Annotated in this window: 12 protein-coding genes and 1 tRNA gene; 11 read left to right on the forward strand and 2 right to left on the reverse strand. The window is 49.9% G+C overall.

What is annotated here, in order from left to right; genetic code table 11:
* The first annotated feature begins 45 nt into the window (after positions 1–45).
* From ACI31H_RS06095 to ACI31H_RS06115, 5 genes are all read left to right on the forward strand, one after another.
* On the forward strand, positions 46–456 hold the full coding sequence (locus tag ACI31H_RS06095; protein WP_439771133.1) for a VOC family protein: 411 nt from the start codon (positions 46–48) through the stop codon (positions 454–456).
* Between the two features lie 25 nt (positions 457–481).
* Entirely contained in the window at positions 482–1,501 is a 1,020-nt protein-coding gene (locus ACI31H_RS06100; protein WP_439771102.1) for a zinc-dependent alcohol dehydrogenase family protein, read from the forward strand.
* 166 nt (positions 1,502–1,667) lie between these two features.
* Entirely contained in the window at positions 1,668–2,606 is a 939-nt protein-coding gene (locus ACI31H_RS06105) for an L-lactate dehydrogenase (RefSeq protein ID WP_439771103.1), read from the forward strand.
* 111 nt (positions 2,607–2,717) lie between these two features.
* The gene (locus ACI31H_RS06110; RefSeq protein WP_439771134.1) at positions 2,718–3,908 is read left to right on the forward strand and encodes an MFS transporter; all 1,191 of its coding nucleotides are present in this window, start codon (positions 2,718–2,720) and stop codon (positions 3,906–3,908) included.
* A 12-nt stretch (positions 3,909–3,920) separates the two neighbouring features.
* Positions 3,921–4,676: a sulfite exporter TauE/SafE family protein gene (locus ACI31H_RS06115; RefSeq protein WP_439771104.1), complete on the forward strand. Its 756-nt coding sequence runs from the start codon at positions 3,921–3,923 to the stop codon at positions 4,674–4,676.
* A gap of 57 nt (positions 4,677–4,733) precedes the next feature.
* Here the strand turns inward: ACI31H_RS06115 and nth are convergent, their stop codons facing one another.
* Positions 4,734–5,387, reverse strand: a complete 654-nt coding sequence (nth, locus tag ACI31H_RS06120; RefSeq protein WP_439771105.1) for an endonuclease III — start codon at positions 5,385–5,387, stop codon at positions 4,734–4,736.
* 237 nt (positions 5,388–5,624) lie between these two features.
* Here nth and ACI31H_RS06125 point away from each other — a divergent pair, with 237 nt between their 5' ends.
* The 5 genes from ACI31H_RS06125 to ndk all read left to right on the forward strand — a co-directional run bounded on the left by ACI31H_RS06125 (position 5,625) and on the right by ndk (position 11,420).
* Positions 5,625–7,058: an APC family permease gene (locus ACI31H_RS06125; RefSeq protein WP_439771106.1), complete on the forward strand. Its 1,434-nt coding sequence runs from the start codon at positions 5,625–5,627 to the stop codon at positions 7,056–7,058.
* 53 nt (positions 7,059–7,111) lie between these two features.
* A tRNA-Thr gene (locus tag ACI31H_RS06130) sits at positions 7,112–7,184 on the forward strand.
* A gap of 86 nt (positions 7,185–7,270) precedes the next feature.
* Positions 7,271–8,446 (forward strand): cation:proton antiporter, encoded by a 1,176-nt coding sequence (locus tag ACI31H_RS06135; RefSeq protein ID WP_439771107.1) that lies wholly within the window; start codon positions 7,271–7,273, stop codon positions 8,444–8,446.
* 130 nt (positions 8,447–8,576) lie between these two features.
* Positions 8,577–10,889 carry an RNA polymerase recycling motor HelD gene (gene helD, locus ACI31H_RS06140; protein WP_439771108.1) on the forward strand — a complete coding sequence of 771 codons (2,313 nt, stop codon included), beginning with the start codon at positions 8,577–8,579 and terminating at the stop codon, positions 10,887–10,889.
* Positions 10,890–10,955: 66 nt separating this feature from the next.
* The gene (gene ndk, locus ACI31H_RS06145; RefSeq protein ID WP_439771109.1) at positions 10,956–11,420 is read left to right on the forward strand and encodes a nucleoside-diphosphate kinase; all 465 of its coding nucleotides are present in this window, start codon (positions 10,956–10,958) and stop codon (positions 11,418–11,420) included.
* 32 nt (positions 11,421–11,452) lie between these two features.
* Here the strand turns inward: ndk and ACI31H_RS06150 are convergent, their stop codons facing one another.
* On the reverse strand, positions 11,453–12,298 hold the full coding sequence (locus ACI31H_RS06150) for an AraC family transcriptional regulator (RefSeq protein ID WP_439771110.1): 846 nt from the start codon (positions 12,296–12,298) through the stop codon (positions 11,453–11,455).
* 233 nt (positions 12,299–12,531) lie between these two features.
* Here ACI31H_RS06150 and ACI31H_RS06155 point away from each other — a divergent pair, with 233 nt between their 5' ends.
* On the forward strand, positions 12,532–14,751 hold the full coding sequence (locus tag ACI31H_RS06155) for an alpha-galactosidase (RefSeq protein ID WP_439771111.1): 2,220 nt from the start codon (positions 12,532–12,534) through the stop codon (positions 14,749–14,751).
* Positions 14,752–14,784 lie beyond the last annotated feature (33 nt).

The raw sequence follows: 14,784 nt of genomic DNA on the forward strand, positions 1-14,784 counted from the left end.
ATGGGTTTTTCTGTCCACTAAAATGTTCAACTTAAATTTTACAATCTGCCATTTAATAAAAGCCTTGCCGGATATTTTGATGATTTAGCACACGTCGGCATTCCCACCGATGACCTGAAAAAAACGATTGCCTTTTGGGAAAAGCTTGGTTTTAAAAAACAGGGTGAATTTGATACCGATGACCAGGGGCACCAAGTAGTCTTCATGAAGTTTGGCCACTTGATGTTAGAAATCTGGGACAGTGATGGTGCCGTTCACAAGACCGGGGCAATCAACCACATTTCCCTAAACGTGGCAGATGCAGATGGTGCCTTTAAGGCAGCCAAAGAAGAAGGCTTTGACGTTAAGGAAGATGAAGTTCAACACCTCGACTACTGGCAACATGGTATTAAGTTCTTTAATATCGTGGGTCCTAATGATGAGACGATTGAATTTTGTGAAGTTGTAAAGGGTTAGTAACTAGCTCAAGGAGGAATAAATTATGAAAGCATTAGTAATGACAGCAGTTAAGAAGCTCGAAGTTGAAGACGATTACAAGAAGCCAGAAGTTAAGCCAAATGAAGTGTTAGTTCACACGGCCTGGGCTGGTATTTGTGGGACTGATAAGGCCCTTTACAATGGTCTGCCAGGTTCTGCTGACGCTGTTCCACCGATTGTTTTGGGACACGAAAACTCTGGTGTGGTTGCCGAAGTTGGTAGCGACGTTACAGACTTCAAAGTTGGTGATCGGGTAAGCGTTGACCCGAACATCTACTGCCACAAGTGCTTCTACTGCCGGACTTCCCGTCCTGAACTGTGTGAACACCTGGATGCCGTTGGTGTTACCCGTGACGGGGGCTTTGCCGAATACTTCACGGCTCCTGAAGAAGTTGTTTACCACGTTCCTGACAACGTTTCACTGGAAGCCGCTGCGGTAATCGAACCAATTTCATGTGCCGCTCACGGTGTTGACTTACTGGAAACCCACCCTTACCAAACCGCTTTGATCATCGGTGATGGTTTCGAAGGTCAACTGATTGCCCAAATCCTGAAGTCCCGGGGTGTTAAGGAAGTTACCTTAGCCGGAACGGTTGACGAAAAGCTTGAAAATAACAAGAAGCACTTTGGTTTCAAGACCATTAACAACATTAAGAACCCAGACGCTATCAAGCCTGATTCCTACGACATCGTTGTTGAAGCCGTTGGTCTACCAAAGACCCAAGAACAAGCGGTTGAAGCTGCTCGTCGTGGTGGTCAAGTCCTGATGTTTGGTGTTGGTAACCCTGATTCTGAATTTAAGGTTAATACCTACAAGGTTTACCAAAAGCAATTGCACATCCAAGGTTCATTCATCAACCCATACACCTTTGAAGATTCAATTGCCCTGCTCCAGTCCGGTGACGTTGACCCATTGCCATTAATTTCTAATGTGCTTGACTTCGCCCACGTTGAAGACTTTGTCAGTGGTAAGCTGGGTAACATTTCTAAGGCGATCGTTAAGGTTGCTGGTGAAGACGCCTAAACAGTAATTGAAATTAACTTAAATAACCGCTTTCGGAGTAATAAAAAGTTACTAACTTTTTATTACTCTTTTTTTATTTTGGCACTAGCCAGATGGTGATCGCTATGTTATATTAAATTTCAATTAGAATAATCCACATTCTAAATTAATGAAAGGGGTCTTAATAATGACACGAAAAGTAGCAGTTATCGGTATGGGTAATGTAGGAGCAACCGTTGCCCACTACATTGTTGCCAACGGCTTTGCGGACGACCTGGTTTTGATCGATAAGAACGAAGCCAAGGTGAATGCTGATGCCTTGGACTTTAAGGACGCCATGGCGAATCTTCTCCACCATACCAATCTCTTCGTCAATGATTACCAACAATTAAAGGACACCGACGTGATTGTTTCAGCACTCGGTGACATCAAACTGGAAGATAACCCAAATGCCGACCGGTTTGCCGAACTACCGTTTACCCGTAAGGAGGTTCCTGAAGTCGCTAAGAAGATTAAGGAGAGCGGCTTTAATGGTAAGATCGTTGTCATTACTAACCCCGTGGATGTTATTACCTCAATTTACCAATCAGTGACCGGCCTGCCAAAGGAACACGTTATGGGAACGGGAACCCTGCTGGATTCTGCCCGGATGAAGCGGGCGGTGGCCGACCGTCTTCACGTTGACCCACGCTCTGTGGAAGGGTACAACCTGGGTGAACATGGTAATTCACAATTTACGGCCTGGTCGACGGTCCGGGTCTTGGAACAACCAATCACCAAATTGGCTAAGGAACGCGGCCTGGACTTGGAAGAATTAGACCACGAAGCCCGGATGGGTGGCTGGAAGGTCTTCCAGGGTAAGAAGTACACCAACTACGGTGTTGCTACCGCAGCGGTCCGCTTGGTAAACACCATTTTATCCGGCTCCCGGACGGTAATGGCGGTCTCTAACTTCCGTCAAGAGTATGATTCCTACCTTTCTTACCCAGCAGTAGTGGGCCGGAACGGGATTGAAGAACAGGTCCAACTTGACCTGACCCCGGATGAACTGGACAAGCTGCAAACGTCAGCTAACTTTATCAAGGAAAAGTACCAGGAAAGCTTAGAAGCAAACAAGAATTCTTAAAACTAGTCAATTAAATTGGTTAATGTTACACTAATAATTACGCGGTAAAAGTGGCGTCGCAGTTTGCGGCACCGCTTTTATTTTGAGATTATAATGAAAGGAACATTAATCATGACCCGTGAAGTTAAGAAGATCATTGCCGTTGTCATCTTCTGCGAATTCTTGATCTGTTTGGGAATGAGCCTGATCTTTCCCGTGATGCCCTTTATCAAAAACGAGTACCATTTCTCGGCTTTTGACATGGGGGTAATGTCCTCACTCTTTGCCTTTGTCCAATTTGTGGCCTCACCGGTAGTCGGCCGAATTTCGGACCGGACCGGGCGGAAACCGATGCTGGTGTGGGGACTACTAATCTTTTCACTCGCCGAATTCGTCTTTGCACTCTCCAGCCAGCTATGGCTCTTTGACCTATCACGAGCCGTGGACGGTCTATCGGCAGCCATGTTTGTCCCAACTTCGATGGCCCTAGCCGCGGACTTGACCAGTGTTAAGGACCGGGCGAAGGTAATCGGTTGGTTGTCGGCAGCCTTTAGTGGGGGCCTGATTTTGGGCCCTGGGCTCGGCGGCATTCTGGCCAATATCAACTATAAGTTTCCCTTCTGGGTGGCCGGAATTTTAGGGGTAGTCAGCACTTTCATTGCGCTGGTAATGCTCCCCCGTGATGATGACGAACGCTTTAAGAGCACGACTAAGAATCCCGAAAATGCGCTACTGCAGGGTGGTTGGGCTACCTTGAAACAGCTATTAACGCCCCTCATGGTGACGCTTTTTATCATGATTTTCGTGATGGCTTTTGGCCTGGCAGGCTTTGAAAGTATTTACAGCCTGTACGTCAACGAGGTGCACCACTTCGACCTCCAAGCCATTGCACTGGTTCTGACGTTAAACGGGATCATTTCCTTGGTCTTACAGGTCTTCTTGTTCGACCGGATGGTGCAATGGTGGGGTGAAGTACGGCTAATCCGGTACTGCTTCTTTGCCAGCGCCGTCGGGACCGTCTTTGTGATCTATGACCACTCCCACTGGCAATTAATCGTCGCAACGCTGGTTGTTTTTGAGGCCTTTGATATGCTGCGCCCCGCGATCACAACCCTCCTAACTAAGATGGGGACTGATAACCAGGGCTTGCTTAATGGTGTTAATATGTCCCTGACCAGTGTCGGTAACATTATTGGGCCGCTAATTTCCGGGGCTCTGTTGGACGTGAACTACCAGTACCCGTATTGGATCGTAATCGTCTTCTTACTGGTTTCATTTATTATTACTTTTGAACTGCAACATATGCGAAATGCCAAGGCATAGGGGGAACGCTGAATGGGTAACTTGTTGTTAATGGTAATCGTTGGCTTGGCCGTCGGGATCTTTGTGATCTCACTCGGTGGTGGCGGTGGCGCAATTTACCTAGGGGTATTAACCGCCATTTTTCAATTATCCCCCGGTGCGGCCGCGGCGACGTCAATCGTCACGTCCTTACCAGCGCTTATTATGGGCTCGTGGTCCTATTACCGGCGGGGACTGATTAACTTTAGCCTAGGAAACCGAATGCTGATTGCGGCCATTCCCAGCATCTTTGTCGGCTTCTTTATTTCCCCCTTTTTGCCGGAGAAAGTCTACAAGGTGATCATTGGCCTAATCCTGGTATTCTTGGGTGCCCAATTGGTTTACAAACTCTACCGTCAGGAGTCATCTAAGAAATCCCGTCTTTCACCGCAAACCGCGAGTGTCCTTTACGGGATCATGGGGGGCTTGATGGTCGGAATCGCCGGCCTAAGTGGTGGGGGCCCGATTACCACCGGTCTGCTCTTACTCGGTGCCTCAATGGCCTCCGCCTCCGCGACCTCGTCTTATGTGCTGGTCGGAATGTCAATTGTCGGCGCCGGTCTCCACATCAGTAGTGGGAGCATCGACTGGCACGCAGCGGGCGGCTTGATTGCGGGCTCCCTGGTCGGTGCCTTTTTAGCCCCACCAATTGTTCTGTGGATGACGGCGAAACCGGCCCGGGCCCGGATTGTTAAGCTATTTATGGGGATCTTTATAATTGTTATGGGGATCCGGACAGCGTTAGGATAAATAAAGAGGGTGAGGAAATTTTTCCTCACCCTCTTTATTTAGATGTGCAAGATACCGTTATTTCGTTTTGCCAAAAACGTTTTGCTGCCCCGTAATGCACATTGGTAGTAGTGGGCAGTCATTGCAGCGGGGGTTCCGGGCCATGCAGCGGTAGCGTCCCCAGAAGATCATACTGTGGTGGGCAGCCAACCACTTTTCCCGGGGTACTGCCTCTTGGAGCCGCTTTTCGATTGCGAGCAGGGTTGCCTTAGGCGGAACCATGGCTAACCGGCGGGCCACCCGGCTAACGTGTGTATCAACAGGGAAGGCCGGGATGTCAAAGCATTCGGCCAGGACAACGTTAGCTACCTTGCGGCCAACACCCGGCAGTGAAGTCAGTTCTTTAAGGGTCCGCGGTACCTGACCATTGTAGTCAGTGATTAGTTTCCGTGAGCAGTTAACGAGGAACTTGGCCTTATTATGGTAGAGACCCAGCCGCTTGATATAGGGTTCAACATCACTTGGTTCGGCAGCCGCCAGGTCCTGGGGAAGGGGAAAACGTTTAAACAGGGCCGGTGTGAGTTGGTTAACCGACTGGTCGGTGGACTGGGCGCTGAGGATTACCGCTAATAGGAAGTGAAAATTAGTGTCCGCGGTTAAGGTGGTACCTGCCTGTGGGTACTCCCGGCGCATAATGTGCAGTGCTTCATTAATTTCTTGGTTATTGAGCATGAAGGTCACCTCAAAGTTAATCTTTAAGTATAGTTTACTACGTGCTCTCCGAAAAAGTTCGTTTTTTTCTTTAATGAGGCCGTAACGGCGGCGGGGTAAAGTATTAGGACAATTACTTTTTTCTCAGAAAAGGCTTACAAGGCAGATTAATATTTGACCACCGTGCAAACGGTTGGTAGAATAAATTAAAGATTTTCTTATAATTCTAATAGAATTTTAATTGAGGGAGGAAGAGTTATGAGCCTTTGGAAAACAATTACGCGAAAGGAAGACCCGCGGGTTTACGAAAATAAAGATGGCCACTTAGTACGGTCATTGAAGGTGCGGGACTTCCTTGCCCTGGGGGTAGGGACGATCGTGTCCGCCTCAATCTTCACTCTTCCCGGTGAAGTAGCAGCGATGCATACTGGGCCTGCGGTAGCCATTTCCTTCGTGGTGGCGGCGGTCGTGGCAGGGTTAGTCGCCTTCGCATACGCGGAAATGGCGGCGGCGATGCCCTTTGCCGGGTCCGCGTATTCCTGGATTAACGTTGTGTTTGGTGAATTTTTTGGCTGGATTGCCGGTTGGGCCCTGTTAGCGGAGTACTTTATTGCGCTGGCCTTCGTGGGGGCCGGGCTCTCGGCCAACCTGCGAGCCCTTCTGGCGCCGGCCGGAATTAAGCTACCCGCAGCCCTTTCGAACGCCTTCGGTACCGAGGGCGGGGTTGTTGATATTATCTCCGTGGTTGTCATTGCCCTCGTGGCGATCTTAATTTCCAACGGGGCCTCCAAAGCCGCCCGGGTTGAAACGTTGCTGGTTTGTCTGAAGGTGTTCGCCATCCTGCTCTTCGTAGTTGTGGGCATGACCGCGATCAAGTCCAGCAACTATGTACCATTCATTCCAAAGTATCATGAGACGGCCAACGGGCCATTTGGTGGTTGGCAGGGGATCTACGCCGGGGTTTCAATGATTTTCCTTTCCTACATCGGTTTTGATTCAATCGCTGCTAACTCAGCCGAGGCGATTAACCCCCAGAAGACGATGCCACGGGGAATCTTGGGATCCTTGCTGATTGCGGTGGTCCTGTTCGTATCAGTTGCGATGGTATTGATGGGGGTTCTCCCTTACAGCAAGTACGCTAACAATGCCGAACCAGTTGGTCTGGCATTGCGGGCCGCTGGTCACGGTGGCGTGGCCGTGGTTGTTCAAGCAATCGCCGTTGTGGGGATGTTTACCGCCCTGATCGGGATGAGTTTAGCCGGCTCCCGGTTGATTTACTCATTTGGTCGTGACGGTATGTTGCCAAAGTGGATCGGGAAGCTAGATAAGGCGGGTCGTCCTAACCGGGCTCTGTGGACATTAACGATTGTCGCAATCGTCATTGCTGCCTTCTTCCCATTTGCTTTCTTATCACAATTGGTTTCCGCCGGGACGCTGATTGCCTTCATGTTTGTTTCCCTTGGTATTTACGCACTGCGTCGACGGGAGGGGAAAGACATTACGGACCCATCATTTAAGATGCCGTTCTACCCAGTAATGCCAGCTCTTGGCTTCTTGGCTGCCCTGTTTGTGTTCATTGGTTTGGACTACCAAGCTAAGCTCTACGCCGGAATTTGGTTTGTCCTCGGCCTGGTTATTTACTTTGGCTATGGGATTCGCCACTCCTTCCTAGCCAAGAAGGATAAAAAGTAGAAACCCGCCGAGCTTTCTTGCCAGGGTGAATCATCCTCGGGTATAATTTAGGTGCCGTCTTAGCTCAGATAGGTAGAGCACATCCATGGTAAGGGTGCCACGGCAGTTCAACTCTGCCAGACGGCTCTAAGCTAAAAAGAGAAACGCGGTAAGCGTTTCTCTTTTTATATGCTATGATTATCTCCAGGTAATAGGAAGTGGAGGAACAGAAGATGGAATTTATTGCGACCCTTGCTGGGATCTTGTTATTAACCCAGATTGTGGCCCACTACTGCCGCCGGGTTGAAATCCCGGAAGTAATTGGGCAAATCCTGGTGGGAATCGTCATTGGACCAGCGATGCTCAATTGGGTACACCTGAATTCAATGATGAACGAGTTCCAAGAGATCGGGGTCATTATTTTAATGTTTATCGCAGGTCTGGAGAGTGACCTTTCCCAGTTACGCAAGTACTTGCGGCCGGCGATCTTTGTTGCCGCTGCGGGGGCGATCATCCCGGTTATCATTATGGCACCGGCAAGTTACCTGTTCGGCTTTACCAAGACTGAGTCGGTCTTTATCGGGGTTATCTTTGCGGCCACTTCGGTAAGTATTTCCGTAGCGGTCCTGCGGGAATTTAACCAGCTCGGTAGCCGGGAAGGGGCCACGATCCTGGGGGCCGCGGTAGCTGATGACATCATCGGGGTGATGATGTTATCAGTCATGATTAGCGTCATCAACGGTGAGGGTGGTAACGCCCATACTAGTTTGCCACTATGGCTAGCATTATGCCTACAGGTACTGTTCTTTGGGGGAACTTACCTGTTGGTTCGGTGGTTGGCTCCCTACCTGATGCGGATTAGTGAACGGATGTTGACCGAAGCAGCGCCGTCCGTGATGGCAATGATTATCTGCCTAGGAATGGCGGCAATTGCACACTATGTCGGCTTAAGTGGGGCCGTGGGTTCCTTCTTTGCCGGGATTGCGGTAGCTAATACCCACCGGAAAGCGACGATTGACCGGAGCTTTGAACCCATCGGCTACGCCCTGTTTATCCCCCTCTTTTTCGTGAGCGTGGGCTTAAACATGCGCTTTGATGACATTGCCGAATCGATCGTCTTTTTGGTTGTGATGACGATCCTGGCCTGCCTTACCAAGCTGGTGGGCTGTGGCGCCGGTGCCCGGTTAGCGGGCTTTAACATGACCAGCTCATACGTTGTCGGTAGCGGGATGGTTGCCCGGGGTGAAATGGCCCTGATTACCGCCCAGATCGGTTATGAGGCCCACCTGTTGTCGTCAATGTATTATTCTGACGTCATCACCGTGATCATCCTGGCCACGGTTTTAGCACCATTTATTTTGAAACACGCACTTAAAAAACTTCCAAAGGCACCTGCTGCGGAAGCCTAAGTAAAATTAGCACCAAGTATTCGCCTCTTTGAATACTTGGTGCTATTTACGTCTGATCCTTTTAATTGGGGAATTCAGCCGAGAATGCTACAATAGTTAACTATGAAGATTGAAGAAGAGAGGGTCATTAATGGACAAAGAGCAGCGCTTTGAACAAGCCCGGGTCGACCGGGTTGATAAAGAAATTGAACACCAAATTGACGCCACCGAGCAGGCCGTTGATGCCGCTCATAAGGAAACCCGGGCGGTTGAGCAAAACTACAGCGAAAATGCCTCAATTAACCGCTACGAAGTTGATGATATTGCTGAATCGCGGTCCGAGCTGGAACAGCAGCGGCGGTTAGTTTCACAAGCGGCTGAAAATGAGACGATCCTCAAGCACCAACTCCAGACGCTTAAAAACCTGCATGGGTCACCGTACTTTGGCCGAATTGACATCCTGGACCCGGGCGAAAAAGAAGCCGAGTCATTATATATTGGGACCGCCTCGTTAATGAATGATGATAAGACCGACTTTTTAGTCTATGACTGGCGGGCCCCAATTTCAGGTGTTTACTATAATGGTAATCTGGGGCCGGTGAAGTATGAAACGCCGGCGGGAATTCAATCGACTAAGCTGGTGAAGAAACGGCAATTTACCATTAAGGATGGACAGATCACCAACATGTTTGATACCAATGAAACCGTGGGTGACGAGCTGCTCCAGGCGGCCCTTGGTGAGCAAAATGACCAGTACATGCACAACATCGTGGCGACAATTCAACAAGAGCAAAATGACATTATCAGGGACACCCACAGTGACTTATTACTGGTGCAAGGGGTCGCGGGGTCTGGCAAGACGTCCGCTATTTTGCAACGGATTGCCTACCTCCTTTACCACAGCCGGGCGGAGTTAAACGCGGACCAAATTGTCCTGTTTAGCCCGAACAACCTTTTTAGCCACTATATTTCGGAAGTGTTGCCGAGTCTTGGTGAGCGGAACATGCGGCAGGTGACCCTGGCAGGCTTCTTGCGCCGGCGCTTTGAGGGCCTAAATGTCGAAACGCTGTTTGACCGCTATGAGGACCGGCAAACGAATAACGGTGACCACGCCATTGCGGACTTCTTAGAAGGAACAACGGTGATGGCGGCGGTCCGTGACTATGTTCAGCACCTGGCAGTTGACCAGCTGCAGTTTGCGGACCTGACCTTCCATAGCCAGGTTTTCTTTAGTGCCGACCATATTCGGGCCATTTACCAGGCGCTGCCAACCTCGATGACGGCGGCCGACCGCCTCGTTCACCTGAAGAACCACCTAATTCGCGAACTTCAGCACCGGGTAAAAGAAGAAGCCAAGAAAGACTGGGTGGCTAAGGAATTAGACGACTTAGATGTCCAACAGCTTCACCGCCTCTATGGCAAGCGGACGATCGATGACTTTAAAGACGAGGATAAGCAGTACGCTTACCTAGCGCGGCGACTGGCTAAACGACGGTTACGGGTGGTTGCCGATGCCATTTACAACAACTACTTCATTGACTTTTACAACCAGTATGAGCGCTTCTTGCACCAGGTTAACCTCCCGGCGGTGATTAGTAAGCGGGACTGGATTGGTGCAATTACCGAATACCAGAATGAAATTGAATACCACCGCTTAAAACTAATGCACACGGCGCCGCTGATGTATCTCCGGGACCTGTTAACCGGGACGGGGCAAAACCAGTCCTTCCAGTACGTCTTCATTGACGAGATGCAAGACTACCCACTGGCCATGTTGGTTTACCTGCGGCATGCTTTTCCCCGGGCCAAGTTTACCGTCCTGGGTGACAGTGAACAGGCCCTCTTTAAGCCTCTCCAGCTCCCTCAGGAAATGTTGACGGAACTGAGTGCGGCTCTAGATGCCAAGCGCCCGAACCTGATTACGTTAAACCGGAGTTACCGGTCGACCAAGGAAATCACTGACTTTGCCAAGGCGCTCCTACCCGATGGGGACCAGGTAATTTCCTTTACCCGCCACGGTGCAAAGCCCCACCTAGTAGTACGCTATGATCAAGACACCTTTAACCAGGCCCTACTAGAGAGCATTGCTGACCAGCGTGCGAACTACGCTACGGTTGCGGTACTCACGAAGAATTTGGCCCAGGCCCAGGCGGTTTACCGCTTCCTCCACCAGCAGGAGGTAAGCGATTTGCACCTCCTTCACGCCCGGGATAGTGAACTGCCGACCGGGGTACTGGTCCTGCCGATTTACCTGGCCAAGGGGCTGGAATTTGATGCTGTGGTGGCACTGGATGTTTCAGCTGCTAACCTGGCTAACGTGGATGCTGTGGGGATGGTGTACACGATGGCAACGCGGGCGATGCACCAGCTAACCCTGCTGAGTAAGGGGCCCGTTAGTCCGGTCATTAACGCGGCCGCGAGTCAGCAGCTTGTGATTGACCACGAATTGGTAGATAAACAATGAAACCACTTTCAACACTAGGCCGGATATGGTAATCTATTGTTAGTGATTTATAAGGAGATGTTTCCCATGGTAAAAGATGAATATACATTGGTACTGGTAAAGCCAGATGGTGTCAAGACCCGGCACATCGGTGACATTATCACGCGAATTGAACGTAAGGGATACAACATCGAAGCTTTGAAAATGATCATTCCAACTGAAGAAAAACTTCGTCAACACTATGCTGATAAGGTTGATAAGCCCTTCTTCCCTGAATTGTTAGAATACATGACAGAAGGACCAATTGTCGGAATCGTCGTTTCTGGTACGAACGTTGTTCAAGCTATCCATAACATGGCCGGGGCGACTAACCCTGGTGAAGCCGAGTGGGGAACGATCCGTGGTGACTATGGTCGTGAGTGGCCTGATGGTAACCTCCGAAACATCATCCACACCTCCGATACCGTTGACAGTGCGAGCCGTGAAATCGGTATTTGGTTCCCTGAATTTGACGTGGAACAAGCCCGGAAGGCACACCTAGAAGATAAGTAATAATAAAAACGACCGGCGTTAGTTTAACTCGACTAACGCTGGTCGTTTTTAATTTGGTGGCGGCGGTATACGGTGGGACTAAAACCACTGTAGCGTTTGAAGGCCTTGGAGAAGGTAAACTCGTCGCGGTAGCCAACCTGGTGGGCCACCGCTTGGACTGACTGGTTGCTAGCCTGGAGTAACTGGCCGGCCTGTTCCATTCGCAAGTGGGTAAGGTAATCCTGGGCTGACATGTTAAGCTGCCTTTTAAATAGGGTATAAAGGTAGCTGCGGGAAAGGTTGAGGTGGTGGCAAAGGTCCGTCACACTACAACTGGGACGCTGGTAGTTCTTTTGAAGGTAGTAGGTGGCGAGCTGGAGCTGGTCGCGGGACTTATGACCTGTCTTGGGTGCCCGGTTGGGGAATTCAGTCACCAGTTGGTAAAACATCTGGTAGGTTAGGGCCGCAACGTGGATGTCGTTGGCAAGGGAGCTCTGCTTTTGCAAGGCCGTGAAGAGCGCGGATAGTTCCTGGAAGAACTGACTATGTTGGACCTGACGGAGGTAGCGCTTGTCTAGCAGCGCGGAACCGGCAAGCATTGATTCGATCTTAATCCCCGATAGGCCAATCCAAAAGTACTTCCATGGTTCAACCCCGTCAGCCTGGTAAAAACAGGGAACCCCCTTGGGTAGCAGGAAGATATCCCCCTCCGTCAGGGTAACTGCTGGCCGGTTAGCGGAAGAGAAGGTTCCCTTACCGCTGAGGATGTAGTGAATAACATAGTTGTCCCGGACGTTATTTCCCCGGTAAAAGTAGTTGGGTGGACAACTGTCCTGACCAACAAAGAGGATGTTACTTTCAAAGCTGGTTTCTGCCAGGCTCTTGTAGTGACTGTCCATCATTTTGCCTTCTTACATGGATATTTGTTAACAACAAATTGTGGATAACGCCTCTATTATAGCATAATCAGTGGTGTGACATGTCAATTTGTTTAGTGAATCCTTTGACAGGCCCCGGACGACTTTCACCATTGATCGGTATGGGCTTAATTAATATAATATTAGTGTAGGATGAAAACGGATACAACGATAGTATCCATATGAACGTTTTAATTTGTGAAGGGGTTATTAAAATGAGTATTCACGTTAATGAAGAACAACGACTTTTCCACTTACAGACGGCCAAGACGAGTTACGTATTTAAAATCCTGGAAAATGGTGGGGCGGGACAGCTTTACTATGGACCACGGATTCCAGTGAAGGCTGCTTATACGAACTTGGCGAGCCGGGAAGAGCACGACTGCACCAACACCTTAACTGTTGAACAGCCGGACTTCCAACTGGAACTGATTAAGCAAGAGTATGCCGGCCTGGGGAAGGGGGACTACCGCTACCCAGCCTACCAAATTACCTACAAGGATGGCTCACGGACCTCTGAATTTAAGTACATGGGTTACCAAATCACCGACGGTAAGAAGCGGTTAGCCGACCTGCCATCTTCTTTTGATGATCAGGGTGAGGATGCACAGACGCTAGACCTGGAGTTTAAAGATGAGTATGCCAATGTCAGCTTGACATTACACTACACAATCTTTGACCAAGAAGACGTGATCGTCCGGAGCGCCACCTTTACGAACCACGGTAAGGACATCATGTTAAACCGGGCACTGAGTATGCAGTTGGACCTACCAGATGCTAATTACGATATGCTTCAATTCTCCGGTAGCTGGGCCCGGGAACGCCACCTGATTCGGACACCACTACGGGCCGGTGTCCAGAGCATCTCTAGTCTCCGGGATGCTTCTAGCCACCAGCACAACCCGTTCTTTATGCTGGCTCGTCCGCACACCGATAACAACCAGGGGGGCGTCTTCGCCTTTAACTTCATTTACTCCGGAAACTTCCTTGATTCTGTCGAAGTTGATCAGTTTGACACCACCCGGGTACTGGTCGGGATCAATCCGGATGAATTCGGCTGGCACCTGGCTGACGGGGAGAGTTTCCAGACACCCGAAGCAGTTATGACTTACAGCGGTAACGGCTTTAACCAGGTAAGTCACCAACTAGCAGACTTCTACCAGGACCACTTAATTAACCCGCACTTTGCCCACCAGGAACGGCCAATCCTGATTAACAACTGGGAGGCTACCTTCATGGACTTCACTGAAGACAAGCTGATGCCGATCGTTGATGAGGCGCATAAGCTGGGCATCGAAATGTTCGTACTGGATGACGGTTGGTTTGGTCACCGGGACGACGATAAGTCGAGTCTAGGGGACTGGTTTGTTGATGAAAAGAAGTTTGCCACGGGAATCGATGGCTTTGCTAAGAAGGTCCATGACAAGGGAATGAAGTTTGGCCTGTGGTTTGAACCAGAAATGATTTCCATCGATAGTAAACTATATGAAGACCACCCAGACTGGATGATTGCTACGCCGGGCCGGCAAAGTACCCCAGCACGGAACCAATATGTGCTCGATATGACCCGGACGGAAGTAGTGGACTACCTGTTCGAACATATTGCGGCGATTATTAAGAAGACCAAGCTGGACTACATTAAGTGGGACATGAACCGGAACATTACGGAGATGTACGGTGCACAGCTGCCAGCCGACCGCCAGTTAGAGTTTGCCCACCGTTATATCCTTGGTGTTTACCAGCTCTACGCCCGCTTGACGAGTGCCTTTCCAAAGGTCCTCTTTGAATCCTGTGCTTCTGGTGGTGGTCGTTTTGACCTGGGGATGATGTACTACGCACCCCAAGCCTGGTGTAGTGATGATACCGATGCCGTTGAACGGATTAAGATTCAAGACGGGACTTCCTATGGTTACCAACAATCCATGTGGGGTGCCCATGTTTCGGCGGTACCGAATGACCAGGTTGGCCGGTTGACCTCCCTAGCCACCCGGGCAGCGGTCGCTTACTTTGGGGACTTCGGTTACGAACTAGACATTACCAAATTGCCAGAAGAACAGTTAGCCGAGATTAAAGAGCAGGTTGCCTTTTATAAGAAGTACCGTCAGCTCTTCCAATTCGGTCGCTTCTACCGGTTGGAGAACCCTGATACAGCCACCACTAATGTCTACGGTTGGGAAGTCGTAAACAAGGACCGGACGGCCGCAATTGCCGCCCGCTTCCAAATCCTGAATGGTGCTAACCCGGCTTATATCCGGATTTACTTCACGGGTCTGGATCCAGAGAAGCAGTACACGGTAAACGATGGGAGCGAGAAGTTCTCCGGTGCTGAATTAATGAACGCCGGCTACTTCGTTCCCCGGATCATGGACCGGACCAAGCCCGAAAAGGACCCGTCCGACTTCAGCTCACGGCTCTTTGTAGTTAAGGAAGCCTAGGATAAGTAAGATATATGAAAAGGCTTAGTTGCG

This window comes from Limosilactobacillus sp. (assembly GCF_051873035.1).
Classification (GTDB): domain Bacteria; phylum Bacillota; class Bacilli; order Lactobacillales; family Lactobacillaceae; genus Limosilactobacillus.